This window comes from Streptomyces sirii (genome assembly GCF_045690365.1).
Lineage (GTDB): Bacteria > Actinomycetota > Actinomycetes > Streptomycetales > Streptomycetaceae > Streptomyces > Streptomyces sirii.
Genome location: NZ_CP147982.1, coordinates 1,610,096 through 1,634,888, shown reverse-complemented (window position 1 = coordinate 1,634,888; position 24,793 = coordinate 1,610,096). Strand labels below are relative to the sequence as shown.

General features: G+C 72.2%; 24 protein-coding genes. 12 read left to right on the top strand and 12 right to left on the bottom strand.

Annotated elements, in window-relative coordinates; all coding sequences use genetic code 11:
- Positions 1-119: 119 nt before the first annotated feature.
- From WAB15_RS07590 to WAB15_RS07580, 3 genes are all read right to left on the bottom strand, one after another.
- Entirely contained in the window at positions 120-1,055 is a 936-nt protein-coding gene (locus WAB15_RS07590) for a M56 family metallopeptidase (RefSeq protein WP_399143974.1), read from the bottom strand.
- A gap of 137 nt (positions 1,056-1,192) precedes the next feature.
- Positions 1,193-1,771 carry a DUF5134 domain-containing protein gene (locus WAB15_RS07585; RefSeq protein WP_407285755.1) on the bottom strand — a complete coding sequence of 193 codons (579 nt, stop codon included), beginning with the start codon at positions 1,769-1,771 and terminating at the stop codon, positions 1,193-1,195.
- A 143-nt stretch (positions 1,772-1,914) separates the two neighbouring features.
- Entirely contained in the window at positions 1,915-2,301 is a 387-nt protein-coding gene (locus tag WAB15_RS07580) for a VOC family protein (protein WP_407285754.1), read from the bottom strand.
- A gap of 151 nt (positions 2,302-2,452) precedes the next feature.
- Here WAB15_RS07580 and WAB15_RS07575 point away from each other — a divergent pair, with 151 nt between their 5' ends.
- Complete coding sequence (locus tag WAB15_RS07575) at positions 2,453-2,986, top strand: GNAT family N-acetyltransferase (protein ID WP_399143970.1); 534 nt, start codon at positions 2,453-2,455, stop codon at positions 2,984-2,986.
- 16 nt (positions 2,987-3,002) lie between these two features.
- Here the strand turns inward: WAB15_RS07575 and WAB15_RS07570 are convergent, their stop codons facing one another.
- The 4 genes from WAB15_RS07570 to WAB15_RS07555 all read right to left on the bottom strand — a co-directional run bounded on the left by WAB15_RS07570 (position 3,003) and on the right by WAB15_RS07555 (position 6,412).
- Entirely contained in the window at positions 3,003-3,833 is an 831-nt protein-coding gene (locus WAB15_RS07570) for an amino acid ABC transporter ATP-binding protein (RefSeq protein ID WP_407285753.1), read from the bottom strand.
- Positions 3,830-4,735: an amino acid ABC transporter permease gene (locus WAB15_RS07565; RefSeq protein ID WP_407285752.1), complete on the bottom strand. Its 906-nt coding sequence runs from the start codon at positions 4,733-4,735 to the stop codon at positions 3,830-3,832. Before WAB15_RS07565 ends, WAB15_RS07570 begins: the two co-directional genes overlap by 4 nt.
- Positions 4,732-5,613, bottom strand: coding sequence for an ABC transporter substrate-binding protein (locus WAB15_RS07560; RefSeq protein WP_407289188.1), 882 nt, complete (start codon positions 5,611-5,613; stop codon positions 4,732-4,734). The genes WAB15_RS07565 and WAB15_RS07560 overlap by 4 nt, the downstream gene beginning before the upstream one ends.
- A gap of 115 nt (positions 5,614-5,728) precedes the next feature.
- Entirely contained in the window at positions 5,729-6,412 is a 684-nt protein-coding gene (locus WAB15_RS07555) for a glycerophosphodiester phosphodiesterase (RefSeq protein ID WP_399143967.1), read from the bottom strand.
- A 465-nt stretch (positions 6,413-6,877) separates the two neighbouring features.
- Between WAB15_RS07555 and WAB15_RS07550 the strand changes: the two genes are divergently transcribed.
- The 4 genes from WAB15_RS07550 to WAB15_RS07535 all read left to right on the top strand — a co-directional run bounded on the left by WAB15_RS07550 (position 6,878) and on the right by WAB15_RS07535 (position 11,090).
- Positions 6,878-8,275, top strand: a complete 1,398-nt coding sequence (locus WAB15_RS07550; protein WP_399143966.1) for a DUF6421 family protein — start codon at positions 6,878-6,880, stop codon at positions 8,273-8,275.
- A complete protein-coding gene (locus WAB15_RS07545) occupies positions 8,272-9,096 on the top strand; it encodes an SDR family NAD(P)-dependent oxidoreductase (RefSeq protein WP_407285751.1) in 825 nt (274 codons plus the stop codon). The genes WAB15_RS07550 and WAB15_RS07545 overlap by 4 nt, the downstream gene beginning before the upstream one ends.
- Positions 9,075-10,163, top strand: a complete 1,089-nt coding sequence (locus WAB15_RS07540; protein WP_399143964.1) for a threonine aldolase family protein — start codon at positions 9,075-9,077, stop codon at positions 10,161-10,163. Before WAB15_RS07545 ends, WAB15_RS07540 begins: the two co-directional genes overlap by 22 nt.
- A gap of 231 nt (positions 10,164-10,394) precedes the next feature.
- Positions 10,395-11,090, top strand: coding sequence for a B3/4 domain-containing protein (locus WAB15_RS07535; protein ID WP_407289187.1), 696 nt, complete (start codon positions 10,395-10,397; stop codon positions 11,088-11,090).
- A 77-nt stretch (positions 11,091-11,167) separates the two neighbouring features.
- Here the strand turns inward: WAB15_RS07535 and WAB15_RS07530 are convergent, their stop codons facing one another.
- Together WAB15_RS07530 and WAB15_RS07525 are read right to left on the bottom strand one after the other, a co-directional pair.
- Positions 11,168-11,875, bottom strand: a complete 708-nt coding sequence (locus tag WAB15_RS07530; protein ID WP_399143963.1) for a lysophospholipid acyltransferase family protein — start codon at positions 11,873-11,875, stop codon at positions 11,168-11,170.
- 167 nt (positions 11,876-12,042) lie between these two features.
- Positions 12,043-12,459, bottom strand: a complete 417-nt coding sequence (locus WAB15_RS07525; RefSeq protein ID WP_407285750.1) for a DUF4395 domain-containing protein — start codon at positions 12,457-12,459, stop codon at positions 12,043-12,045.
- 75 nt (positions 12,460-12,534) lie between these two features.
- Between WAB15_RS07525 and WAB15_RS07520 the strand changes: the two genes are divergently transcribed.
- From WAB15_RS07520 to WAB15_RS07505, 4 genes are all read left to right on the top strand, one after another.
- Positions 12,535-12,963, top strand: coding sequence for a TlpA family protein disulfide reductase (locus WAB15_RS07520; protein ID WP_407285749.1), 429 nt, complete (start codon positions 12,535-12,537; stop codon positions 12,961-12,963).
- A gap of 225 nt (positions 12,964-13,188) precedes the next feature.
- Positions 13,189-13,695, top strand: coding sequence for a flavin reductase family protein (locus WAB15_RS07515; RefSeq protein ID WP_399144509.1), 507 nt, complete (start codon positions 13,189-13,191; stop codon positions 13,693-13,695).
- A gap of 212 nt (positions 13,696-13,907) precedes the next feature.
- Positions 13,908-14,696 (top strand): electron transfer flavoprotein subunit beta/FixA family protein, encoded by a 789-nt coding sequence (locus WAB15_RS07510; RefSeq protein ID WP_407285748.1) that lies wholly within the window; start codon positions 13,908-13,910, stop codon positions 14,694-14,696.
- A gap of 50 nt (positions 14,697-14,746) precedes the next feature.
- Positions 14,747-15,709, top strand: coding sequence for an electron transfer flavoprotein subunit alpha/FixB family protein (locus WAB15_RS07505; protein ID WP_407285747.1), 963 nt, complete (start codon positions 14,747-14,749; stop codon positions 15,707-15,709).
- Between the two features lie 99 nt (positions 15,710-15,808).
- Here the strand turns inward: WAB15_RS07505 and WAB15_RS07500 are convergent, their stop codons facing one another.
- The gene (locus WAB15_RS07500) at positions 15,809-16,327 is read right to left on the bottom strand and encodes a DinB family protein (RefSeq protein WP_407285746.1); all 519 of its coding nucleotides are present in this window, start codon (positions 16,325-16,327) and stop codon (positions 15,809-15,811) included.
- A gap of 203 nt (positions 16,328-16,530) precedes the next feature.
- Between WAB15_RS07500 and WAB15_RS07495 the strand changes: the two genes are divergently transcribed.
- Positions 16,531-17,802 (top strand): DUF6986 family protein, encoded by a 1,272-nt coding sequence (locus tag WAB15_RS07495; protein WP_407285745.1) that lies wholly within the window; start codon positions 16,531-16,533, stop codon positions 17,800-17,802.
- 434 nt (positions 17,803-18,236) lie between these two features.
- Here the strand turns inward: WAB15_RS07495 and WAB15_RS07490 are convergent, their stop codons facing one another.
- Complete coding sequence (locus WAB15_RS07490; protein WP_407285744.1) at positions 18,237-19,274, bottom strand: LacI family DNA-binding transcriptional regulator; 1,038 nt, start codon at positions 19,272-19,274, stop codon at positions 18,237-18,239.
- Positions 19,275-19,416: 142 nt separating this feature from the next.
- Between WAB15_RS07490 and WAB15_RS07485 the strand changes: the two genes are divergently transcribed.
- Both WAB15_RS07485 and WAB15_RS07480 read left to right on the top strand, forming a co-directional pair.
- Complete coding sequence (locus tag WAB15_RS07485; protein ID WP_407285743.1) at positions 19,417-20,373, top strand: ROK family protein; 957 nt, start codon at positions 19,417-19,419, stop codon at positions 20,371-20,373.
- Positions 20,374-20,649: 276 nt separating this feature from the next.
- Positions 20,650-22,551 (top strand): protein kinase domain-containing protein, encoded by a 1,902-nt coding sequence (locus tag WAB15_RS07480; protein WP_407289186.1) that lies wholly within the window; start codon positions 20,650-20,652, stop codon positions 22,549-22,551.
- A 60-nt stretch (positions 22,552-22,611) separates the two neighbouring features.
- Here WAB15_RS07480 and WAB15_RS07475 read toward each other — a convergent pair whose 3' ends face one another.
- Positions 22,612-24,681: an NPCBM/NEW2 domain-containing protein gene (locus WAB15_RS07475; protein ID WP_407285742.1), complete on the bottom strand. Its 2,070-nt coding sequence runs from the start codon at positions 24,679-24,681 to the stop codon at positions 22,612-22,614.
- Between the last annotated feature and the right edge of the window lie 112 nt (positions 24,682-24,793).

Here is a 24,793-nt window from a genome sequence, read left to right as displayed (position 1 = left end):
GTGACGGCGGCATCCAGGGACATCAACGGCCCCCAGCGCAGCCCGACCAGGGTGAGCAGCACCGTGAACAGGGCGGCACAGACCAGGGCGGGGCGGGTGCCATGGGGCATACCCTGACCCTACGTCAGCGCACTCAGCCCCGGGACGAACGTCACCAGCAGCGGCACGGCGGGCACCAGCGCCGCGACCGCCGTCATCCGCAGCCGGCGGCCGGGGGTGAAGCGGGGCGCGGGGGCCAGCAGCCGGTCCACCCGCTGCGGCACCTGGGCGAGCTGCGTGGGGCAGGGCCCGAACACCCCGCGGTCCTCGTTGAGTTCGACCAGCGCCAGGGCTATCGTCAGCCGGCCGAAGCGGCGCGAGGCGGCATCGTCGGCGGCCAGTTCGACCAGCCGGTGCACCTGGTCGCGGAACGCGGCGAAGACCGGGATCTGCGGGAAGCCGGCCGCGAGCGCCGAGGCGCAGTACAGCAGCAGATCGTGCCGGGCCCGCGCATGCCCCTGCTCATGGGCGATCAACGCATCGAGCTGACGGCCCTTCAGGCGACGCAACGCCGAGGTGGTGATGACCAGTTGGGGCGATGGAGGCGCCAGCCACCAGGCCTCCGGGCGGTCGCCCTCCAGGACCACCAGCCGCTCCCCGAAGGGCTTCTCGCCGGGCAGCAGGGGCGCGCGCCGCAGCAGGTCGGCGCGGCGCTGCCGGCGGCGGGCCCGTGCCGCCCGTACCTCTCGGGTCAGCGCGACGGCCGTCCATGCGCCGCCGCCCGCCAGGAGCAGCGCCAGCACACCGGCCCACGGCCCGTACCCCTTGAGCGCGTACGCCTCGACGACCACCCGGGGGGCGAACCCGAACACCGGGCTGCGCACGGACTCCCAGGCCGCGGCCGCGCTCAGCGACATCGCCAGCACACAGCACAGCAGCACGGCGGCCACCACGCACTGCCACACCCACAGGGCGAGCACCGGCTCGCGGTCGGGCCAGTCGGAACGGGCCATCAGCCGAGGCGCCATCGCCGCGGCCAGCGCGCCGAGAACCATCAGCGCGATCGGGACCATCATGTCGTCACCTTATGAGCGCGCGGATACTCGTTGGTACGGTCACGCATCGGAAGTGACGTACGCCACGCAGGGCACATGCGTGTGTTCCGGAGGGCGTACTCACCCCGCAAGGACACTCCGTGGGCGTCCGGCGCAGCTCACAGGGCCAGCAGCATCGCCAGCATGGCGATGCCCATCGTCAGCCGGCAGGCCCGCAGCACCCCGGCCGGCCCGGCGGCCGTCGCCACCACCGGCCCGTCCACCACCGGCGCCCCGGCCACCGCCCCCGAAGCCGGCACCAGCCGGAGCCCCGCGGCGAGGACGTACACCGTGTAGTAGGCGAGCAGCAGCCCGGTCAGCAACGGCACCCCGCCGGGCGCCGCATGCGTCATGGCGCCCATCGGCCCGTCGTGGCGCATCCCGCCGGCGGGCACCGCCATCGCCAGCGCCATGTACACCATCGCCCACGCCCCCACCGCGTGATGCAGATGCCGATGCGTCAGCGCCCACACGCCCGCGGCCCCGAATGCCGCGGTGAACAGCCAGGGCGACCACGCCGGCGGCGGCACCGCGGACGCCGGCAGCCCCATCACCGCCATCCCCAGCGCCATCAGCCCCTCACCGCGCGCGGCCCCCCGCTGTGCGGCCGGACCGCGGTGCGCCCGGAGCAGGCAGTACACGCCGGTGCCGGCGCACAGCAGCACCAGCAGCCAGCCGACCAACGGTGGTTGGTGCACGAAGCGCCTCCCCAGGGCCCCTGGTACCCGTACGCGTCGGCTGCTAGATGCCCGGCAGGTGCCCGGCACACGGGAGCGCACGGGCGCACAGGAGGGGAGCGCGGGCCGTGCACCGGGACCGCGAAGGGGAGAAGCGGCGGTCCTCAGGGCCGGTAGCGCAGCGGATGGTCCGCCGGGACCTCCGTCAGCACGATGCGGTGGCCGTCCGGGTCGGCGATCCACATCTCGATGAGCCCCCAGGGCTCCTGTACGGGCGGCCGCAGCACCTCCACCCCGTGGGCCAGCAACTCCTTGTGCGCCGCCGCCGCGTCCGCCACCTGGAGCCACAGCTGAAGGGTCTGGGTGCCGGGCCCGGCGGCGCGGCCGGAGACCTCCAGGAAGCCGCCGCCGAGGAAGTACACCGTGCCGCGCTCGGGACCGGTGCCGAACTCCCGGTAGATCTCCAGCCCCAGCGCCTCGCCGTAGAACGCCCGGGACCGCTCGGGGTCGGAGGGCCGCAACAACACCCTGCTGCTCAGTACGTGCACCATGCCAGGACCCTACGCCGCCGGCCGGCGGGGCCCGCCGAACGACCCGGCGGACGGCCCTGACATGACGCGCACGGCTCTTGTTAGCCTCGTTTTCGTCGATTCCGCCCTGCCGCCGGCCGCATCTCCCGGGCCTGAGAGGACTCCGCGCACCATGCCCACCAGCGAGCTGACCTTTCGTACCGCCCTCGAAGCCGATATCCCCGGGCTCGTCGAGCTGATCGAGTCGGCCTACCGAGGGGACGCGAGCCGGGTCGGCTGGACGACGGAGGCGGATCTGCTGGAGGGGCAGCGCACCGATCCCGAAGGCGTCGCCGCCGTGGTCCGCAACGAGACCGGCCGGCTGCTGATCGCCGAGCGGGACGGCGAACTGGTCGCCTGCTGCCAGCTCGAACACCGCGGGGACCACGCGTACTTCGGGATGTTCGCGGTGCGCCCGAAGCTCCAGGGCGGCGGCCTCGGGAAGATCATCATCGCCGAGGCCGAGCGGACCGCCCGGGAGACCTGGGGCTCCGGCGAGATGCGGATGACGGTCATCCGGCAGCGCGAGGACCTGATCGCCTGGTACGAGCGCCGCGGCTACCAGCGCACCGGCGAGCTCAGCCCGTTCCCGTACGGCGATGAGCGGTTCGGCGTCCCGCGGCGCGCCGACCTGGAGTTCGAGCTGCTGGTCAAGCCGCTGGTCTGAGCGCTCCAGGTAGGCCTCATAGCCGCCGGGCCTGGACGATCCGCTGGAGGAACCGCCGCGTGCGGTCGTGGGCCGGATCGCCGAAGACCTGCTCGGGGGCGCCGCGCTCCAGCACCACCCCGCCGTCCAGGAAGCACACCTGGTCGGCGACCTCCCGCGCGAAGCCCATCTCATGGGTGGCGAGGACCATCGTCATGCCCTCCTCCTTGAGATCGCGGACCACCCCGAGCACCTCGCCGACCAGCTCGGGATCGAGCGCCGCGGTGATCTCGTCGAGCAGCAGCAGCCGGGGCCGCCCGGCAAGGGCCCGCACGATCGCGACCCGCTGCTGCTGGCCGCCGCTGAGCCGGTCCGGGTACTCACCGGCCCGCCCGCCGAGCCCCAGCCGCTCCAGCAACTCGTGGGCGCGGGCCTCCGCCTCGGCGCGCGGTACGCCGTGCACCCGGCGCGGCGCCAGCGTGATGTTGTCCAGCACCGTCATGTGCGGGAAGAGGTTGTAGGCCTGGAAGACCACGCCGATCCGGCGGCGCACCGCGTCCGCGTCGGCCCGCGGGTCGGTGATCTCCGCGCCGTCCAGGAAGATCGCGCCGTCGTCGATCTCCTCCAGCAGGTTCGCGCAGCGCAGCAGCGTGGACTTGCCCGAACCGGACGCGCCGATCAGCGCGGTCACGGTGTGCTGCGGGACCTCCAGATCGACGTCCCGCAGTACGACCGTGCCCCGCCCGTAGGTCTTGCGCACGGACTCCAGTCGCAGCACCGGTCCGCCGTCCGGGGCGCCCTTGGTGAGGTCCACGTCGGCCGCGGCCTTCCCGGCGGCCGGCACCGGCGTGTTCTCCGTCGTGCTCATACCAGGCCTCCCTGGGCGCGCCTGCGGTCCATCCGTGCCGTGATCCAGTCCGTGAAGCGCGTCATGGGGATCGTCAGCGCGACGAAGACCAGGCCGGCCACCACGTACGGCGTGAAGTTGAAGTCCTTGCCGGCGATGATCTGCGCCGCGTACACCGCGTCCACCGCGCCGGCGATGGAGACCAGACCGGTGTCCTTCTGCAGCGACACCAGATCGTTCAGCAGCGGCGGCACCACCCGGCGCACCGCTTGCGGCAGGACGACGAACCGCAGCGCCTGGCCGCCGGAGAGCCCCAGCGACCGGGCCGCCGCCCGCTGCGAGGGGTGCACCGACTCGATGCCGGCCCGGAACACCTCGGCCACATATGCCGAGTACGTCAGCACCAGCGCCGAGCCGCCGAGCACCACCGGATCGGTGGTCACGCCCTGCAACCGCAGCGCCGGGACGCCGAAGACCACCATCAGCAGACAGATGATCAGCGGCAGTCCGCGGAAGAAGTCGGTGTAGGCGGTGGCCAGCGCGCGCAGCGGGAAGAACACCGGGCCGCGCAGCGTCCGGGCCACCGCCAGCAGCAGCCCGAGCACCAGCACCGCCGCCCCGCACACCACCAGCAGCCGCAGATTCAGCAGCAGCCCCTCCAGCACCTGCGGCAGCGCCTTGCGGGCGTACTCGGCGCTGAAGAAGGTCTCGCGGGTGCGCGGCCAGCCCGGGGAGTTGGTGATGACGAGGAAGAGCGCGACGGCGGTGATCAGCGTGCTCAGCGCGGCGATGGCGGTGGCCCGCCGGGCCCTGGCCCGCTTGACGCGTTCCCGCTCGATCCGCCGCGCCGAGGGCACGTATCCGTCGCCGGCCGGCTCCCCGGCCTCGTCGCGCTTCTTCAACAACCCTTCCCCGCCGGTCATTTGAGCACCGGTGCGTCGACGGCGTCGCTCAGCCACTTCTTCTCCAGCGCGGCGAGCGTGCCGTCCTCGCGCAGCGCGTCGACCGCCGCCGTCACACATCCGGTGATCCGGCTCTCCTTGTCCAGGACCAGTCCGAACTGCTCCTTCGCGGCACCGGAGACCGGGAACTGGCCGACCACCTCGGCGTCCTTCACCTCCGCGGAGGTGATGTAGAAGGCCGTCGGCAGATCGGTGACGATCGCGTCCACCTGTCCGTTCTTCAGGGCGGACTTGGCGAGGTCGTTCTTCTGGAAGACCGCGGCGGGGCGGGTCGGGCGGATGGTGTCGTTGACGACGTCCAGGCTGGTGGTGCCGACCTGCGCGCCGAGCTTGACGTCCTTGAGGTCGGCGATGCTCTCGGCGCGCGCGGCCTTGGAGCCCTTGAGCGCGACGACCGCCTGGCGCACGTCGTAGTAGCCGGAGGAGAAGGCGACGGCGCGCTTGCGCTCGGCGCTGATGGAGATCTGGTTGATGTCGAAGTCGAACTTCTTCGCACCGGGCGCGAAGGCGTTGTTGAACGGCACGGTCTGCCAGTCCACGGCGCCCTTGCCGTAGCCCAGCCGCTTGGCGACGGCGTAGGCGACCGCCGATTCGAAGCCCTTGCCGCCGGCGGGGTCGTCGTCGACGAACCAGGGGGCGTACGCGGGCTTGTCGGTGCCGACGGTGAGCCGGCCGGCCGCCACGGTGGCCAGCTTGCCGCGGTCACAGCTCTGTTTGCCCTGCCCGGTGGCCCGCGGGCCACCGGGGGACTCGTCCTGCGGGGCACAGCCGACGGCCGCGGCGAGCAGCACGGTGGTGGCACAAGCGGCAAGGCGAAGAGGGCGGTTGACGAGGCGCATGCCCGGAGAGTGGCAGCGCGCGACGCCGTCTGTCGAGATCATTGGGGAAAACGTCCGCATGCTGGAAGCCCGTTGCGCGCCTGTGAACTGCGGATTTCCCCGGTGGGCGGGCCGCTTACGCGGTGAAGCGCACCGCCCGCCGGATCTCCGGCATGTCGGTCACCACGCCGTCCAGGCCCAGACCGCGCGCCAGCCGGAGCTGATCGTGCGTGTTGACCGTCCAGCCCAGGACCTTCAGATGCGCGGCGTGCGCCCGCTCGACGAGTTCGAGGGTGAGCCGGCGGATGTTGAGGGAGAGCATCGACGCGCCGACGGCCTGTGCGCGGTCGACGACATCGGCGCCGTAGCGGCTGCCGACCAGCGCGGTGCGCACCCCGGGCAACAGGGTGCGGATCGCGGCCAGCGCCTCGTCGTGGAAGGAGATGACCTCCACCCGGCCGGTCAGGTCGCGCGAGCGCATCACCTCGGCCAGCGCCTGCGCCGCCGCGACGTCCTTGATCTCGGCCTGCAGCGGCGCCTTGACCGCCTCCAGGACCTCCTCGAAGACGGGGATCCGCTCGCCCTGCCCGGCGTCCAGCTCGCGCAGTTCGGCGAGGGTGCGCTCGGCGATCGGCCCGGCGCCGTCGGTGGTGCGGTCCACGTCCGCGTCGTGCATCACCACGAGCGCGCCGTCCTTGCTCAGATGCAGATCCAGTTCGATGACATCGAGGCCTTCGTGCTCGGCGCGTACGAAGGAGCGCAGGGTGTTCTCCGGCTCCACGCCCATGATCCCGCGGTGTCCGATGGTGAGAAAGGACAAGGCTGCCTCGCTTCTGTCGGCTCGGTACTGCTGTCGGCTCTTTGTCAGTGTCGACCGTCGACCGTCGGCAACTGCGTTCCGAAACGGCGTTCAGCCTAACGGGGACAAGTGCAGATGAACCGGTTGCGGACGCGACCACGGTGTGTCCAGTACGGGTACCCGCCATATCCGGCCGGCAGACCGCCCTTCTCCCGACGTGGGCGCGTCCCGCTCGGGTCCGGCGGCGGCCGTGTGGCATATGCCATAGCACCGTCCGGCCGTGCCCGCACGGCGCGCGCAGGCCGGGAGGAAGCGCGGAATCCCTTGGCGCTACTGGCAGGAAGTCCCGTCGATACCACGACCCACAGGAAAAAGATGCGTGAGCGCCGGGTGTCAGCAGAAAAATTTTCAGCTGCCCCACTTGAGTGAGGGAACCTCGCCTGGTTACCGTGTGCTGACAAGACGATCTACCGCCGGAGGGCAGTCATGACGGAAATTCTTTCGCCTGTGGGTGTCCGGGGAGGCACTCCGACCGCAGAGCGTGTCGTGGAGCACCCGGCGTGGCCCGTCCTGAAGGACGCGGTCGAGACCGTCCGGCCCTGGCAGTCCAAGGACGGTTCGATCGATCTGACGGCGGAGGGCGCGCCGACCGCCGAGGCCGTCCGCGGCGAGGTCGAGCGGATCGCCGCGGCCGTCACGGAGCTGGGCGCGCTGCTGCCGCACAACGCCGCCTACCACCGGGCGCTCGTCACCGACCTGCGCCGCTGGACCGACGACGGCTTCGGCGTGCCGGACTTCCTGGACTCGCTGCTGGCCTTCGAGCCCGCGCAGCAGCGCGCCGACGGCCTGCAGCACCTCGTGCTGTTCCCCATGTACACCCAGAACGGCAACCCGAACCGCAACTTCGAGGCGGTCGTCCTGCGCATGGTCTGGCCCGAGTGGCTCTCGGAGCTGGAGCGCACCCGCTACGACAACCCCCTGTTCCTCGGCATCACCTTCGAGGACTTCACGGCCGGCTACGACACCCACTCCGCCGTGCTCTTCCCCGAGACCATCGCGGTGCGCGAGGCCCCCGAGCGGTTCAGCTGGGGCGGCATCTTCTGCGACCGCGAGGCCGCCCGCTTCCGCCGGGTCAGCCAGGCCGCCGTCGAGACGCTCGGCCTGGAACTCCCGCAGGACATCCGCGAGATGCTCGACGACCAGGAGCGCTGCCAGGAGGCGTTCGTGCTGTGGGACATGGTGCACGACCGCACCCACAGCCACGGTGACCTGCCGTTCGACCCGTTCATGATCAAGCAGCGCCAGCCGTTCTGGATGTACGGCCTGGAGGAGCTGCGCTGCGACCTCACCGCCTTCAAGGAGGCCGTGAAGCTGGAGGCCGAGGGGTACTCCCAGGCCCGCGACGTGCAGTACGCGGTGATCTTCGACCGGATGTTCCGGTTCCCCGTGACCGGCGACCGGGTCCGCAACTACGACGGCCTCGGCGGCCAGCTGCTCTTCGCGTACCTGCACAAGCACGACGTCGTACGCTGGACGGACAACACACTGCACATCGACTGGGAGCGGGCGCCCAAGGTCACCAACGAGCTGTGCGGCGAGATCGAAAAGCTCTACCGCGACGGCATCGACCGGCCGAAGCTGGTCCACTGGTTCGCCGCGTACGACCTCGTCTCGACCTACCTCGCACCGCACCCGGGCTCGGTCTGGGCCAAGGGCCCCGACGCCCTGAACCTGGACCAGCCGCCGCGCAAACTCGTGGACGACGTGCTGCCCGACGAGTTCCCGCTGAGCATGTTCTACGAGGCGCTCGCCAAGAAGCTGCGCGCTGTGATCACCTCTACCAAGGGCATCACGGCCCACGGCGACGTGCTGGCGGCGGCATGAACAACGACCGGAACACCCGGCCACAGGCCGTCCAGGAGCAGGACGAGGAGGCGACGGAGATGGTTACTTCGACGGGCGGCCAGGGGCCGCTGGAGGGTGCGGTCATCGCGGTGGCGGGAGCGGCCGGACCGGCCGGCCGCGCCACCCTGCTGCGGCTGGCCGAAGCGGGGGCCGTGGTGGTCGGCTCGGACTCCAACCCCGAGCGGCTGGCGGAGGCCGTGGACGCGGCCCGCTACGCGCACGGTGGCGCCACGGTCATAGGGGACACCGTCGACCTCCTCGACCCGGACCAGACCCGCGAGTGGGCGGCCCGTACGGAGAAGGAATTCGGCCGCATCGACGGCCTGGTACACCTCGTCGGCGGCTGGCGTGGCTCGTCGACGTTCGCGGAGACCGACCTGGCGGACTGGGACCTCCTGCACAGGCTGCTGATCCGCACCGTCCAGCACACCTCCCTCGCCTTCCAGGAGCCCCTGGAGCGGAGCGGCAACGGCCGTTTCCTGCTGATCAGCGCGGCCGGCGCCTCGAAGCCCACCGGCGGCAACGCCGCCTACGCGGCCTCCAAGGCCGCCGCCGAGGCCTGGACGCTGGCCATGGCGGACGGTTTCCGCAAGTCGGGGGGCGAGGAGGGGCTGCGCGCCGCGGCCGCCATCCTGGTCGTGAAGGCGCTCGTCAACGACCAGATGCGCGCCGAGCGACCGAATGCGAAGTTCGCGGGCTTCACGGATGTCAAGGAGCTGGCCGAGGCCATCGCCGGCGTCTGGAGCCGGCCCGCCCAGGAAGTGAATGGAAAGCGTCTGTGGCTGACCCCCGAGCCGTGACCGGAGCGAAGACCGACGCCCGGCAGCACCACGACCCCGAGGTACGCGGCTTCGCCAGCGACAACTACGCGGGCGCCCACCCCGAGGTCCTGGCCGCGCTCGCCCTCGCCAACGGCGGCCATCAGGTCGCCTACGGCGAGGACGACTACACCGCGCACCTCCAGCGGGTCTTCCGCAGCCACTTCGGGCAGCGTGCCGAGGCGTTCCCGGTGTTCAACGGCACCGGCGCCAACGTCGTCGCCCTCCAGGCCGTGACCGACCGCTGGGGCGCGGTGGTCGCCGCCGAGACCGCACACATCAACGTCGACGAGTGCGGTGCGCCGGAGCGGGTCGGCGGGCTCAAGCTGCTGACCGTGCCCACCGAGGACGGCAAGCTCACCCCCGAGCTGATCGACCGCCAGGCCTGGGGCTGGGAGGACGAGCACCGCGCGATGCCGCAGGTCGTCTCGATCACCCAGAGCACGGAGCTGGGCACGGTCTACACGCCCGACGAGGTCCGGGCGATCTGCGAACACGCCCATGAGCGCGGCATGGTGGTGCATCTGGACGGATCGCGGATAGCCAACGCCGCGGCGACCCTCGACGTCCCGATGCGGGCCTTCACCAACGCGGTGGGCGTCGACATCCTCTCCTACGGCGGCACGAAGAACGGGGCGGTCTTCGGTGAGGCCGTGGTCGTGCTCAACCCCGACCGGGTGCGCGCGATGAAGCATCTGCGCAAGATGTCCATGCAGCTCGCGTCCAAGATGCGCTTCGTCTCGGTCCAGCTGGAGGCGCTGCTCGCCAAGGATCTGTGGCTGCGCAACGCCCGGCACGCCAACACCATGGCGCAGCGGCTGGCGGCCGGAGTGCGGGCGATCGACGGGGTGGAGATCCTCTATCCGGTCCAGTCCAACGCGGTCTTCGCCCGGCTGCCGCACGACGTCAGCGAGCGGCTGCAGAAGCGCTACCGCTTCTACTTCTGGGACGAGCAGGCCGGCGATGTGCGCTGGATGTGCGCCTTCGACACCAAGGTGGAGGACGTCGACGGCTTCGTCGAGGCGCTGCGGGAGGAGATCGCTCGGTAGGGCCTGTCGGCGGGGCCTGTCCGGTGGTCATGGCCGTCGCGAGGCGACGGCGGGTCGACCGCGAAGGTGGCAAGCGAGTCCAGCGCAGTGGAAAGTTCACTGCGCTGGACTTCGTAGTGCAGTTTGCTGAACCGTGCCCGGTCGTGCTCCAATGCGTCCGGTGGCCGGCCGTCGACCGGTCCCGGTTTGCAGCTACCCCCACCGATCTCCGAGGAACGGCCCATGTCCAGCCTGACCTGCTCCCTGCACGTCTCCGCCGAGGTCCGCGCCCTGGCGCCCGGCTTCGGCCACCTCGCCGTCGAAGCGCACGGTCTGACCAACGGGCCCAGCGACGAGCTGAGCTCCGGGCTCCTGGACGAGGCCACCCGCCGACTGGCCGGACGGCTCGACGGCCGTGCCCCGCAGGACGACCCGCACATCGCCGCCTGGCGCGCCGCGTACGGCGCCTTCGGCAGCAAGCCGTCGCGCACCCGGAACTCCGCCGAGGCGCTGGCCAAGCGTGCGCTCGCGGACGGGCTGCCCCGCATCAACCGGCTCGTCGACCTCTACAACGCCATCAGCGTCGCCCACCTCGTTCCGGTGGGCGGCGAGGACCTGGACCGTATCCAGGGCGGGATGCGGCTGGTCCGGGCCACCGGCGACGAGCCGTTCGCGACGGCCGCCGGCGGCGCCGAGATCGTCGAGTACCCCGACTCCGGCGAGGTCGTCTGGTGCGACGACGAGGGCGTCACCTGCCGCCGCTGGAACTGGCGCCAGGGCGTCCGCACCCGCCTCACCGAGGACTCCGTCAGCGCCCTGTTCCTGCTGGAGCGGATGGCCCCGATGACGCTCGACGAGCTGTCGTCCGCGGGCGCCGAGCTGGCCGAGGCGCTGCAGAAGGCCTGCCCGGACGCCCGGATCGAGATCGGTGACGTCTGGTCCGGGTGACCGGGGCCGGACGCCGATCAGCCGCCGAAGGAGAACTCCTTCGGCGGCTGACGTCGTAGTGGGGTGCCCTGTGGCGCCTACGCGCCGGGCGCCGGTGCGGTGCCGCCCAGGTGCGCCGGGATCCACCAGGTGTCCTCGGGGCCCTTGGGGCGCACGGGGTAGGCGCGCTGGGCCGCTTCCAGCAGGTCCTGCACCCGGGACCGCACCCGGTCGGTGATCTTCTCCGCCTGCTCGGCGGGATCGGCCTCCAGCGGCTCGCCGACCCGGATGGTTATCGGGAAGTGGTTGCGACCCAGATTGCGCTTGTGGCCCTTGGTCCACAGGCGCTGGGTGCCCCACAGCGCCACCGGGAGCAGCGGCACACCGGCCTCCTGGGCCAGCCGTGCCGCACCCGACTTGAAGGTCTTCAGGGTGAAGGACTCGGAGATCGTCGCCTCGGGGAAGACCCCGATGATCTCGCCCGAACCCAGTGCGGACAGCGCGTGCTTGTAGGCGTGCATGCCCTGCGCGCGGTCCACCGGGATGTGCTTCATCGCGCGCATCAGCGGCCCCGACACCTTGTGCCGGAACACCGACTCCTTCGCCATGAAGCGCACCAGCCGCTTGGCCGGCCGGGCCGTCAGGCCGGCGAAGACGAAGTCGAGGTACCCGATGTGATTGCTCACCAGCACCGCCCCGCCGCGGCGCGGAATGTTCTCCGTCCCGGCGATGTCGAATTTGAGATCGAGCGCCTTGAAGAGCGTGCGTGCGGCGCCGATCACCGGCGGATAGACGAGCTCTGCCATTGTCCGGAGGACCCCTTTTTCCCTTTTCCGTGCCTGGGGAGGGTTCTCCCGGCGGAAACCTACGCAGGCGTAACTGCGGCTTTCGGGAGATCGTGCCCGATCGAGGCCGCGGCGGCCAGCGTGCGGGGCGCCGCGGACGGGAGATTCTCGTCACGTGGGGACAGCCCTCAGCCCACCGTTCGCCGCAGCACAAGGTACATCTCGCACCCCAGGCAGTACCCGAAAGCGGCATTGAGGAAGGCCGCCGCCAGCGCACATCCGGTGGCCGCGAGCCCCAGCCACTGCGGGCCCGCGACGTAGCCGACCAACCCCACCACCGCGAAGAACAGCCCGACGCTCTGGGCGAAGCGCGGCGGGGCTGGGTCCTCGAAGCCGGTCGGCGCGGACAGCCGCGGACGCACCGCCACCCTGAACAGCCAGGCATAGGGGGAGCGCTGGACACCGGCCGCCGCCCCGACGGCGAAGACCAGCGCCTGGAAGGCCAGCAGCCAGCCACTCCCGCTGATGAGTACGGCCGCCAGCACCACCGTCGTCAGCGCAGCCCCGAACCTCGGACCGCGTACGTCAATCCTCTCGACACTCATGCCCCCACCATCCCGCAGACCGGGCCGCTCGCGGCGCCGGGAATTCTTGCAGTCCGGTGAACGCTGCAACCGAAGATGACTGGACTCATGGTGTGCATCGCGGTGCTCGCGGCAGCGAGCGCCTTCGGCGTGTGGCACCGGCGCCGCAATGGGAGGCTGACGGTGCGAAAGCGGGATGAACGGGACGGGGCGCCGCGACTGGGCGCCGCGGTGATCGGCCGGGAGCTGGGGGAGCGGGCCACCCTGCTGCAGTTCTCCAGTGCCTTCTGCCAGCCCTGCCGCGCCACCCGCCGCACACTCGCCGAGGTCGCCGACATGGTCGAGGGGGTGGCCCATGTGGAGATCGACGCCGAGGCCCATCTCGACCTCGTACGGGAGCTGAACGTGCTGCGGACCCCCACGGTGCTGGTGCTCGACGCGGACGGCGCGATCGTGCGCCGCGCCTCGGGGCAGCCCCGCAGGGCCGATGTGATCGCGGCGCTGGGAGAGGCGGTCCGTGATTGATCTCCCAGATGGTGGGCGGCCCTTGACGCTCTGGGTCACCCGTCGTCACTCTGACGTGATGCGGCCAGGAACCCTTCTCTACGGACGCGCCCATGTCGACCTTCTGCGGACTGCCAGCGCCCGCTGTCCGGGCGTGTGAGCGACGACGACATCACGGTCGTCGGCGGCCGCGCGGTTGCCGACGGCTTCGCCCGGGCCCGTACACCCCAGCAGAAGGACAACTCCATGACGGCCTCGCCCGATCTCGGCACGCCCCGCGCCGCCTCCCCCGAACTCCTGCGCTCCGTCTTCCGGCAGCACGCCGCCGGTGTCGCGGTGATCACCGCGCAGGGCGCCGGCCCCGTCGGCTTCACCGCCACCTCCCTCACCTCCGTCGCCGCCGACCCGCCGCTGCTGTCGTTCGGCATCGGCACCGGCGCCTCCAGCTGGCCGGCCGTCTCCGAGGCCGCGCACATAGGCGTCCACATACTCGGCGAGCACCAGCGGGAGCTGGCCGCCACCTTTGCGCGCAGCGGCGCCGACCGCTTCGGCCCCGCCACCTCCTGGCGCACCGGCCCCGAAGGCGTGCCCCTGCTCGACGGCGTACTGGCCTGGCTGGTGTGCGAGGTCGTGGCGCGTGTCCCGGCCGGCGACCACCGGATCGTGCTCGCCCGGCCCGTCGTCGGCGACCCCGCGGGCCCCGGCCGTCCGCTGCTGTACCACCAAGGTCGCTTCAACGCGCTGCGGGACTGACGGGTTCCCGTTCCGCTTCGCCGTCCCCCGATCAGGGCCGTTGGCAAGGTCACATTTCGACGGCCTTGATTCGGGGCACGAGACTGGATGTACTGGTGGGTAACATGACGGTCGGCGCGGGGATCCGCAACCAACCGGGAGCCGCCCCAACAGGCGCCTATGCTGCCAGCACAAGGCAGTTCTGAAGAGACGAAGCAGGTAGGAGAGCCGGCGTGAGCTTGAGGATCGTTGTCTGTGTGAAGTACGTGCCCGACGCCACCGGCGACCGGCACTTCGCCGAGGACCTGACCGTCGACCGTGACGACGTGGACGGTCTGCTCTCGGAGCTCGACGAGTACGCCGTCGAGCAGGCCCTGCAGATCAAGGAAGCTGCCGACGGCGACGCGGAGATCACGGTCCTGACCGTCGGTCCCGAGGACGCCAACGACGCGCTGCGCAAGGCCCTGTCGATGGGCGCCGACAAGGCCGTCCACGTCGAGGACGACGACCTGCACGGCACCGACGCGCTCGGCACCTCGCTCGTGCTCGCCAAGGCCATCGAGAAGACCGGCTACGACCTGGTCGTCTGCGGTATGGCCTCCACCGACGGCACGATGGGTGTGCTGCCGGCGCTGCTGGCCGAGCGGCTGAACGTCCCTCAGGTCACCCAGCTCTCCGAGGTCTCCGTGGCCGACGGAAAGGTCGCCGGCCGCCGGGACGGTGACTCCGCCAGCGAGCAGCTGGAGGCCGCGCTGCCGGCCGTCGTGTCGGTCACCGACCAGTCGGGTGAGGCGCGCTACCCCTCCTTCAAGGGCATCATGGCCGCCAAGAAGAAGCCGGTGGAGAGCCTGGACCTGGACGACCTGGGCATCGACGCGGACGAGGTCGGCCTGGAGGGCGCCTGGACCAAGGTCGAGGACGCGACCGAGCGCCCGGCGCGCACGGCGGGCACGATCGTCAAGGACGAGGGCGAGGGCGGCAAGCAGCTCGCCGAGTTCCTCGCGGGCCAGAAGTTCATCTGAGCCCGACCGCACCTCAACCGCCTTCATTCTTCCCGCAGGAGAACAATCCCATGGCTGAAGTCCTTGTCTACGTCGACCACGTCGACGGTGCCGTCCGCAAGCCCACCCTCGAACTGCTCACCCTCGCCCGCCGCATCGGCGAGCCGGTAGCCGTTCACCTCGGCCCGAACGCCGAGGCGGCCGCCAAGGTCCTCGGCGAGCACGGCGCCGTCAAGGTGCTGGCCGCCGACGCCCCCGAGTTCGCCGAGTACCTCGTCGCCCCCAAGGTCGACGCGCTGCAGGCCGCCTACGACGCGGTCTCCCCGGCCGCCGTGCTGCTGCCGTCCTCCGCGGAGGGCAAGGAGATCGGCGCCCGCCTCGCGGTCCGCATCGGCTCCGGCATCATCACCGACGCGGTCGACCTGGAGGCCGGCGACGAGGGCCCGGTGGCCACGCAGTCCGTCTTCGCGGCCTCGTACACCACCAAGTCCCGCGTCAGCAAGGGCACCCCGGTCATCACCGTCAAGCCCAACTCCGCCGCCCCGGAGGCCGCCCCGGCCGCCGGCACGGTCGAGCAGCTCGCGGTGACCGTCGCCGACTCCTCCAAGGGCACCAAGGTCGTCTCGCGCACCCCGCGCGAGTCGACCGGCCGCCCGGAGCTGACCGAGGCCGCGATCGTGGTCTCCGGTGGCCGCGGCGTCAACGGCGCCGAGAACTTCCCGGTCATCGAGGCGCTCGCCGACTCGCTCGGCGCGGCCGTCGGCGCCTCGCGCGCCGCGGTGGACGCCGGCTGGTACCCGCACACCAACCAGGTCGGCCAGACCGGTAAGTCGGTCTCGCCGCAGCTGTACATCGCGGCGGGCATCTCCGGCGCGATCCAGCACCGTGCCGGTATGCAGACCTCGAAGACCATCGTCGCCATCAACAAGGACGCCGAGGCGCCGATCTTCGAGCTGGTCGACTACGGCGTGGTCGGCGACCTGTTCGACGTCGTCCCGGCGCTCACCGAAGAGGTCAATTCCCGCAAGGGCTGATCCCGCCGGGTCTTCGGGCCCGCTTCGGCCAACCGCACGAGGCCCCGTACGCGCGGTGCGTACGGGGCCTCGTGCTGCCGTGGTCCGGGCGGGTGTGGCTCAGTCGCCGGTCACGCCGTCGATCCGCTCGCGCAGCAGGTCCGCGTGACCGTTGTGGCGCGCGTACTCCTCGATCATGTGGACGTAGATCCAGCGCAGGCTCAGCGTGCGACCGCGGCGCGCCGTGAAGGTCTCGTCCAGCCCGCGGTCGGCCACCGCCTTGTCGCAGGCCTCGATCTCGGCGCGGAGGGCGGCGAAGCTCGCCTCGGCGGCGGCCGGGTCCAGGTCGTCGAAGTCGGCGTCGGGGTTCTCGTCGGTGAAGTAGTGGTTGCCGATCCGCTCGCCGGCGAAGCGTATGCGGAACCACGCGCGTTCGACGTCCGCCATGTGGCGCACCAGGCCGAGCAGCGTGAGGCTGGACGGCGGGTTGCTGTGCCGGGCGAGCTGCTCGCCGGTGAGCCCGGCGCACTTGGCGAGCAGGGTGTCGCGGTGGAAGTCGAGCCAGCCCTGCAGCATCTCCCGCTCGCCGGCCACGGTCGGGAGTTCTCTGCGCTGGACGGAGGGTGCGATCCATGTCATGACGGTGAGTGTGGCCGGGTCCGCCGGGGCGCGCCACGGATTTCCGGGAGCCGCTCGCGGGCCCGTGACCTGCGCCGCCTCGGAGGGGAGGGTGTTGACCTCGTCAACCGACCCAGTTAACTTCGCTCTACGGATTGTTGATTCCATTAAGCGGAAAACGCTCGCGCGGTAGCGCCGGGCGTAAGCACCGGGAGGGTATTCGAATGGGGCAGCAGGAGACCGTGGCGACGAGCCTCGCCGACACCGTACGCGAGGGAATCGGAGCCGCTCTCGCCGAGGTGGACGCGGATCTGGCCCGGCGCTACCCCGGTGATCCCGGCACCCGCCAGCCGGTCCACACGGTCTACGTACCCGGCGACGCCTTCACCGCCGGCACCCTGCGTTCTTGGGGCGACCAGGCGCTGGCCGCCCTCGACGAGCACGCCCCCGACGCCGAGGCGCTCGCCGCCGTCCTGGGCATCCCCGCGGAGCTCGCCGCCGACGTCCACGACCGTGTCCGCGCCAAGCTGACCCGTGAGCCCATCGAGGACCTGCGGATCGACTTCGAGGACGGCTACGGCCCCCGCCCCGACGCCGAGGAGGACGAGGCCGCGGCCCGCGCCGCCGAGCTGGTCGCCGCCGCCTACCGCGACGGCACCGCCGCCCCCTACATGGGCATCCGGATGAAGTGCATGGAGGCCGCCGTCCGCGACCGCGGCATCCGCACCCTCGACATCTTCCTCACCGGCCTGATGGAGGCCGGCGGCCTGCCGGACGGCCTGCTCCTCACGCTCCCCAAGGTGACCTACGCCGAGCAGGTCACCGCCATGGTCCGGCTGCTGGAGGCCTTCGAGAAGGCGCGCGGCCTGGAGAGCGGCCGGATCGGCTTCGAGATCCAGATCGAGACCACCCAGTCCATCCTGGGCGCCGACGGCCGCGCCACCGTCGCCCGCATGATCGAGGCCGCCGAGGGGCGCGCCACCTCGCTGCACTACGGCACCTTCGACTACAGCGCCTCCTGCGGCGTCAGCGCCGCCCACCAGTCCCTGGACCACCCGGTGGCCGACCACGCCAAGGCCGTCATGCAGGTGGCCGCCGCGGGCACGGGGGTGCGGCTGTCCGACGGCTCGACGAACGTCCTGCCCGTCGGCCCCACCGCCCAGGTCCACGACGCCTGGCGGCTGCACCACGGCCTGGTCCGCCGCTCGCTGGCCCGCGCCTACTACCAGGGCTGGGACATGCACCCGGCCCATCTGCCGACCCGCTACGCGGCGGTCTACGCCTTCTACCGCGAGGGCCTCGAACAGGCCGCGGCCCGCCTCGCGGCCTACGTGGCCAAGGCCGGCGGCGACGTCATGGACGAGCCCGCCACCGCCAAGGCCCTCAGTGGCTACCTCCTGCGCGGCCTGGACTGCGGCGCGGTCGACGTCTCCGAGGTCGCCCGCCTGACGGGGCTGACGCGAGCCGACCTCGATGGGCTGGCGGGGCGGGGGTAGCTGCGCTTGGGCTGGCTTCCCACGTTTTCGGCTTTCCCGCCGTGGTGGTTTCTCGCCGTTGCGCCTGGCGGCGGGCGTTTGTTTGTCGGGTGCGGTGACAGCCCTACGGACTCCGTCCTACGGTCTGTCCCCTCGCGTGGGTGGGTGGAAGGCAGGCCGGTGGGGGCGGGCCCACTCCCTCGACTGCGCGCACACGAAGGCTGACGTGCACCCCCACCGGTTTTCTCCCACCCTCAACGGGAGGGGGCGGGCCGGAGGGGTTGGGTGTCCGGACGTAAAGCGCAGCAGTCCGGACACCCAACCCCTCCGGCCCGTCACCGGCAGCCGAACAGCCCCGCGCAGCGGCAACAGCCCGCCGCAGGCGAACCGACAACAACCCCCACGGCGGGACAGCCGAAAACGTGGGAAGCCAGCCAAGCGCAGCGGAAAGTCGACTACCCGTCAGGGGCAAGCTCCCCCGACCCCCGAGCGATCAGCCGGGTCGGTATTTCCTCGCGCCGCGGCGGGTCCGTGATGCCCTCAAGGCGGCGGAAGAGCAGGCCGGCCGCCGTGCGGCCCATCAGGGCCGGATCCTGGGCGACGACCGTGATCGCGGGCCGGACGAGATCGGCCAGCTCGAAGTCGTCGAAGCCGACCAGCGCGACCGGACGCGGGCGTTCGCCCAGGACGCGTACGACGGTGACCGTGACGCGGTTGTTGCCCGCGAACAGCGCCGTGACCGGCTGCGCCGCGTCCAGCATGGCGGTCGCGGCGGCGCGTACGCGGTCGGGGGCGGTGGAGCCCAGCGACACCCACGCCTCGTCGACGGGCAGGCCGGCGGCGGCCATTGCCGCGCGGTAGCCGCGCAGCCGCTCCTTCGCGGTGTGGATCCGCGGCTGGTCGCCGATGAAGCCGATCCGTCGGTGGCCGTGCGCGATCAGATGGGCCACCGCGTCCCGGGCGCCGCCGAAGTTGTCGGAGAGCACGGCGTCGGCGTCGATCCGGCCGGCCGGGCGGTCCACGAACACGGTGGCTATGCCGGCCGTGATCTCCGGCTCCAGATAGCGGTGGTCGTCACCGGCCGGGATGACGACGAGACCGTCCACCCGCCGCGCGCACAGCGCCAGTACCAACTCCTGCTCCCGGGCCGGGTCCTCGGCGCTGGAGCCGTTGATCAGCAGGGCGCCGTGGCCGCGGGCGACCTCCTCGACCGCGCGGCTGAGCGGGCCGTAGAAGGGGTCGGCGAGATCCTCCAGTACGAGACCGATGCTGGCCGTACGGCCCTTGCGCAGGATCCGGGCGGAGTCGTTGCGGCGGAAGCCGAGGGCGGTGATGGCTTCCTGGACCCGGCGTTCGGTGTCCGGGGTGACGCCCGGTTCGCCGTTGACCACGCGGGATACCGTCTTGAGGCCGACCCCGGCGCGCGCCGCGACATCCTTCATCGTGGGCCGGGTGCCATAGCGGCGGGACGTGCCCCGCGCGGTGTCGGTCACGGTGTGCGGTCCTGATTCTGTCGGCGGCCTGGTGTGGCGTCGAGCATAGCCTCTAGACAACGTTGTCAATCGAGGGGAGACTATCGTTCGCACGCCGGGCCGCTACGCCCGGCCACCGGGCCCACCAGGAGATTCCACACCGATGCAGACGGACCTCAGCGCAGCGTTGGACATTGGCGGCACCAAGATCGCCGGCGCTCTGGTGGACGCACACGGCAGACTGCTCGTACGGGCCAACCGACCCACGCCCGCCGGCGGCGACGGGGCGACGGTGATGCGCGCGGTGGCCGAGGTGGTCCGGGAGCTGGCCGCTGCGCCGGACTGGGCGCGGGTGGCGGCGGTCGGCATCGGCAGCGCGGGACCGGTCGACGCCCACGCCGGTACGGTCAGCCCGGTCAACATCCCCGGCTGGCGCGGCTTTCCGCTCGTCGCCGGGGTGCGGGCGCTCGTCGGGGAGCGCCCCGTCGTGCTGGTCGGCGACGGCGTCGCGATGACCGCGGCCGAGCACTGGCTGGGCGCCGCGCGCGGGCACGCCAATGCGCTGTGCATGGTGGTCTCCACCGGAGTCGGCGGCGGGCTCGTCCTCAACGGCCGGTTGCACCCGGGACCAACGGGTAACGCCGGGCACATCGGTCACATCAGCGTCGACCTCGACGGCGACCCCTGCCCGTGCGGGGCCCGCGGCTGTGTCGAGCGGATCGCCAGCGGCCCGCACATCGCCCGCCGGGCGCTGGCCGACGGCTGGCGGCCGGGCCCCGACGGGGACACCAGCGCCGCCGCCGTCGCCGCCTCCGCGCGCGCCGGCGACCGGATCGCGGTGCGCTCCTTCGAGCGGGCCGCCCGGGCGCTGGCGGCCGGGATAGCCGCCACCGCCACCCTGGTCGAGATCGATATCGCGGTGATCGGTGGGGGCGTGGCCGGCGCGGGAGATGTCCTGTTCGCCCCCCTGCGCTCGGCCCTGCGCGACTACGCGACGCTGTCGTTCGTGCAGGGACTGACGGTCGTACCCGCCCAAATGGGGACGGACGCCGGGCTGGTGGGGGCCGCCGCGGCCGCCGCGCAACAGTCCCGTCTCGATGCGTTCGTCCCCACCCCCTGACGACACCACAGGCCCCCGTGCGCCCCTTAGTCTGTTGCCGACCGCGAGGTACGACGCCGTACGGGCGATGTGCACGGCGTACGGGCAACGACACGGGTATCGAGGGGATCGGCGACGGTGACACCGGGGGAGCGCGAGCAGCGCGAGGTGGACGACGCGCGTGCGGCGGACGGCGCGAGCGGATCCGATGAGGCGGGCGGGGCAGGCGACGGCGCGCCCGTCGCCGCGGCGGCGAGCGGGCCGGGGCGCGGCCAGGACGCCGATCTGACCGGGCGGGTGCTCGGCGGCCGCTACCGCGTGACCGGACGGATCGGGCGCGGCGGCATGGGCGTGGTCTGCCGCGCGGTCGACGAGGTGCTGGGCCGTGAGGTCGCGGTCAAGGTCCTGCGCGCCTACACGGACGCCTCCGCGCCCGAGCTGGCCGATCTGCGCACCCGTATGCAGCGCGAGGCGCGGGCCGCGGCCCGTATCCGGCACTCCGGCGTGATCACCGTCCACGACGTCATCGACGAGGACGGCCGGCCGGTCATCGTCATGGAGCTGGTGGACGGGCCTTCGCTGGACGACGCCCTGGAGCAGCGCGGCACCTTCGACCCCCGGGAGATCGCCCGGATCGGCGCCCAGGTGATGGACGCGCTGGACGCCGCCCATCAGGCGGGCGTGCTGCACCGCGATGTGAAGCCCGGGAACGTGCTGTTGGACAGCAGCGGGCGGGTGGTGCTCACCGACTTCGGCATCGCCAGCATCGAGGCCCCGGGCGACGGCGCGACCACCAACATCACCCGCAGCGGCGAACTGGTCGGCTCGCTCGACTACCTGCCGCCCGAGCGGGCGCAGGGCCAGGACCCCACCCCGGCCTCGGACATCTGGTCGCTGGGCATGACGCTGTACGCGGCCGTCGAGGGCGGCGGCGCGCCCTTCCGCCGGACGTCGGTGTGGTCGACGCTCACCGCGATCGTCACCGAGGCGCTGCCCGAGCCCCGACGGGCCGGCCCGCTCACCCCCGTACTCCATGCCCTGATGGCCAAGAATCCGGCCGACCGCCCGTCCGCCGCCCAGGCCCGGAGCCTGCTGCAGGAGGTGGCCGAGGGCCGCGAGCCCGCGGTCGGACCGGTGCCCGGTGCGCCGCATCTGCCCACCGCGACGGATCTGCGGGCGGTGGCCCCGCCGCCCGCGCCGCAGGAGCTTGGCCCGCAGGCCGCCCCGGCGACGCAGCCCGTGCCCGCGCCGGTGACACGGCCCGCGCAGCAGCAGCCCGCCCCGCAGGGGCCACCCGCCGGGCCCGGCCCCCAGACGCCGGGCTTCTCGTACACCACCCCCGGCCCCGCCGCCGACCCGCCCGGTGTGGTGGCCGGTCCGGCGGTCGGCAGTACGGGTGCCCACCCCTACCCGGGGAGCCCGTCCGAGCGGGACACCGAGCGGCTGCCCGCCCGGGGCCGCCGCCGTGTGGCGCTGGCCGTGGCGGCGGTGCTGGCCGTCCTCGCGGCCGGTGGCGGTGTGACGTACGCGCTGGTGGGCGGGGAGAAGGGCGAGATGGTCGCGGAGGGCGGACGGTCGTCGGCGCAGCCGGCCGGGACGCCCGGCGGTCCGGACACGCCGAGCCCGGCCACGGGCAAGGACGACGCCAAGGGCAAGGACAAGGGCGCGGGGAAGGGGAAGGACGGCGGGCGGAGCGCGTCGCCGTCCGCCTCGGACGGCCCCGCGGACGGCGGCGCTTCCCACAGGCCCAAGCCCGGTGGTGCGGGCGGGAGTTCGGGGGAGCACACCGGCGGTGCGGACGGCGGCCAGGGCGGGACCGACGGCGGCGCTTCGGGCGGTTCGGACGGCGGCGCTTCCGGGGGATCCGGTGGCGGTACCACCACGACCGGCGGCAGCGGCGGCGACCCGACGCCGTCGACGTCGTGCGTCTCGATCGGCGGCGGCAAGACCAACTGCGACGTCTGGCGGAGCGCGAACTCCTACACCGCCTCCTTCCAGCAGGTCGGCACCCTGAACATGGGCACCAACTACTTCTACTGCCAGGCGAAGCTGGGCCGCCGCGAGACGTACGGGGAGTGGACGAACGTCTGGTGGGCCAAGACCGATGACGACAGTGGCAATTCCGGGGTCTATGTGAGCGTCGTCTACCTCAAGGGCGGCGCGAACGACCAGCCGATCCCCGGGCTGCCCACCTGCTGACCACCGGGTGCCGGGCGGGCCGGTGGCGCCCGCCCGGCGACCGGCCGCCCGACTCGCCCCTCAGCAGCTGAACTTGGCGTCGCCCCAGTCGGCGTGGTCGTAGTCGATCCCGTCCCCACCGTCGGTCACGACGAGCCGGACGGTCTCGGCTCCGGCGACCCGGGCGCTGATCGTGTGCGCGGCGTCCGCGCCGGTGACGGTGCCGCCGGCGGCGACCCGCCGGCCGTCGGCCCACACCTCGAAGCCGGCCGAACCACGGTCGCCGGACTCGTCGTCGATCCCGACCTGGGCGCTGAAGGTGGCGCACCGCCCGCCGGTGTAGAAGCCGACCTCGGAGGCCGCGTGGACGCCGAGGCCCTTGGCGAAGCCGGTGCCGCCGATGCGGATCGGCCGGCCGTCCCCGGCGTCGCGCTCCCCGACGCTGGTGTTCCGCTCGACCGGGCCCCAGCCGTTGGCGGCGCTCAGCCAGGGGAGTTCGGCGGCGTACGCGGTCCCGGACGGCGGCGGCACCACGACATGGGCGGTGCCGGGCAGGGTGGTGGTGACCCGCTTGCCGCCCGGTGAGCGGTAGTCGGCGGTGAGCGGCAGCGGGTAGGCGCCCGGCGCGGCGCCGGCCGGCGCGGTGATCCGCCAGCTGGTGGTGAGCGTCCTGCCGCCGGGCAGCGCGCGGGCCGTCGCGGGCGAGGTGGGCTCGGCCTGCCATCCGCGCGGGGCCTTGAGCGTCACGGCGAGCTGCTTGGCGGGGGAGCCGCCGAGGTTGCGGACGGTGGAGCGCAGTCCGGTCGCGGCGCCGGCCTCGACCAGCGGGGTGCGGTCGGTGCCGGTCTCGACGGCCGGCGGGTGGTCGGCCCAGCGCGCGTCGGCCGCGATGCGGTAGACGGTGGTGCCGTGGGCCGGCACGGTCGCGGAGACGGTGCCCGTGGTGTGGGTGTCGCGGTGCTGCCACAGGTCGCGCAGGCGGTAGCCGGCGGCCTGGGGGAGGCCGGCGTCCTGGGCGGTGGTGGTGATCCGCTGCGGCTGGTCGGTCTCGTTGAACAGCGCCACCGCGCGCTCGCCGCCCGCCAGTTCCTTGACCAGTGTCCAGCGGCCGGAGTCGGACTTCAGCACGGTGGCCTGCTTGCCCAGGGCGTCCTGGTCGAGCGCGATGATGTCCTTGTTCGCCAGGATCTCGAAGGTCTCCGGGGCCGCCTTGCGCAGATCGGAGCCGATCAGCAGCGGCGCGGACATCATCGACCACAGGGAGAAGTGACTGCGGTACTCGGTGTCCGTCATCCCGCCGTTGCCGACCTCCAGCATGTCCGGGTCGTTCCAGTGCCCGGGCCCGGCGGACGGCGCCAGCGGCAGATTCCGCTTGGCGATGTCCAGCATGCTCGACCAGGAGTCGCTGATGTCGCCGGTGGTGCGCCACAGATGTCCTACGTCCGACGCCCACTCCCAGGGCTTGTTCTCGCCCCATTCGCAGATGCTGTAGACGATGGGTCGGCCGGTGGCCTTCAGCGCGTCCCGCATGGTGCGGTACCGCTGCTTGGCGTCCACACCCTGGTTATTGCAGTTGTCGTACTTGAGGTAGTCCACGCCCCAGTCGGCGAACTGCCGTGCGTCGGACGTCTCGTGCCCCAGGCCGCCGGGGAACCCGGCCTCGTTGCAGGTCTTGGTGCCGGCGCTGGTGTAGATGCCGAACTTCAGGCCCTTGGCGTGGACGTAGTCGGCAACCGCCTTGATGCCGTGCGGAAAGCGCTGCGGATCCGGTACGAGCTTGCCGTCCCCGTCGCGCTCGGGCAGCGCCCAGCAGTCGTCGAGGTTGACGTACCGATAGCCGGCGTCCTTGAGGCCCTTGGCGAGGAAGAGGTCGGCGATGCCCTTGACCATGTCCTCGTTGAACTCCGCCCGGCAGTGCGTGGAGTTCCAGTTGTTGAAGCCCATCGGGGGCGTCTTGGCCAGCCCGTCGGGAAGCCGGGGTGCGGGGGTCGGGCGGGCGGCGCGGGTGGCGTCGGCGGGGCCCGGGTCTGCGGGCGTACGGGCCGCGGCGGGCAGGGCGGTCACCCCTGCCGCGCAGAGCAGCGCGGCGGACAGTGCTCCGACGATTCTTCGCTGTCCTCGCCGGTGGGTGGTGCGGATATGAACGCGCATGGGTCGCGTCCTCCGTCTTCACGAGAGATGTGATGGAAGCGTGTACCTGTCACTGGCGAGTGTTTACGGTAGGGCTTGTTGGAGTCTGTTGGAAGAGGGGCGGTTGCGGTTG

Excerpts from the sequence above, each read along its gene's own strand:
- WAB15_RS07570 (WP_407285753.1), bottom strand. The coding sequence starts at position 3,833 with ATGAGCACGACGGAGAACACGCCGGTGCCGGCCGCCGGGAAGGCCGCG.
- WAB15_RS07565 (WP_407285752.1), bottom strand. The coding sequence starts at position 4,735 with ATGACCGGCGGGGAAGGGTTGTTGAAGAAGCGCGACGAGGCCGGGGAG.
- WAB15_RS07580 (WP_407285754.1), bottom strand. The coding sequence starts at position 2,301 with ATGGTGCACGTACTGAGCAGCAGGGTGTTGTTGCGGCCCTCCGACCCC.
- WAB15_RS07560 (WP_407289188.1), bottom strand. The coding sequence starts at position 5,613 with ATGCGCCTCGTCAACCGCCCTCTTCGCCTTGCCGCTTGTGCCACCACC.
- WAB15_RS07475 (WP_407285742.1), bottom strand. The coding sequence starts at position 24,681 with ATGCGCGTTCATATCCGCACCACCCACCGGCGAGGACAGCGAAGAATC.
- WAB15_RS07525 (WP_407285750.1), bottom strand. The coding sequence starts at position 12,459 with ATGAGTGTCGAGAGGATTGACGTACGCGGTCCGAGGTTCGGGGCTGCG.
- WAB15_RS07500 (WP_407285746.1), bottom strand. The coding sequence starts at position 16,327 with ATGACATGGATCGCACCCTCCGTCCAGCGCAGAGAACTCCCGACCGTG.
- WAB15_RS07575 (WP_399143970.1), top strand. The coding sequence starts at position 2,453 with ATGCCCACCAGCGAGCTGACCTTTCGTACCGCCCTCGAAGCCGATATC.
- WAB15_RS07590 (WP_399143974.1), bottom strand. The coding sequence starts at position 1,055 with ATGATGGTCCCGATCGCGCTGATGGTTCTCGGCGCGCTGGCCGCGGCG.
- WAB15_RS07520 (WP_407285749.1), top strand. The coding sequence starts at position 12,535 with ATGACTGGACTCATGGTGTGCATCGCGGTGCTCGCGGCAGCGAGCGCC.
- WAB15_RS07545 (WP_407285751.1), top strand. The coding sequence starts at position 8,272 with ATGAACAACGACCGGAACACCCGGCCACAGGCCGTCCAGGAGCAGGAC.
- WAB15_RS07550 (WP_399143966.1), top strand. The coding sequence starts at position 6,878 with ATGACGGAAATTCTTTCGCCTGTGGGTGTCCGGGGAGGCACTCCGACC.
- WAB15_RS07515 (WP_399144509.1), top strand. The coding sequence starts at position 13,189 with ATGACGGCCTCGCCCGATCTCGGCACGCCCCGCGCCGCCTCCCCCGAA.
- WAB15_RS07530 (WP_399143963.1), bottom strand. The coding sequence starts at position 11,875 with ATGGCAGAGCTCGTCTATCCGCCGGTGATCGGCGCCGCACGCACGCTC.
- WAB15_RS07485 (WP_407285743.1), top strand. The coding sequence starts at position 19,417 with ATGCAGACGGACCTCAGCGCAGCGTTGGACATTGGCGGCACCAAGATC.
- WAB15_RS07495 (WP_407285745.1), top strand. The coding sequence starts at position 16,531 with ATGGGGCAGCAGGAGACCGTGGCGACGAGCCTCGCCGACACCGTACGC.
- WAB15_RS07505 (WP_407285747.1), top strand. The coding sequence starts at position 14,747 with ATGGCTGAAGTCCTTGTCTACGTCGACCACGTCGACGGTGCCGTCCGC.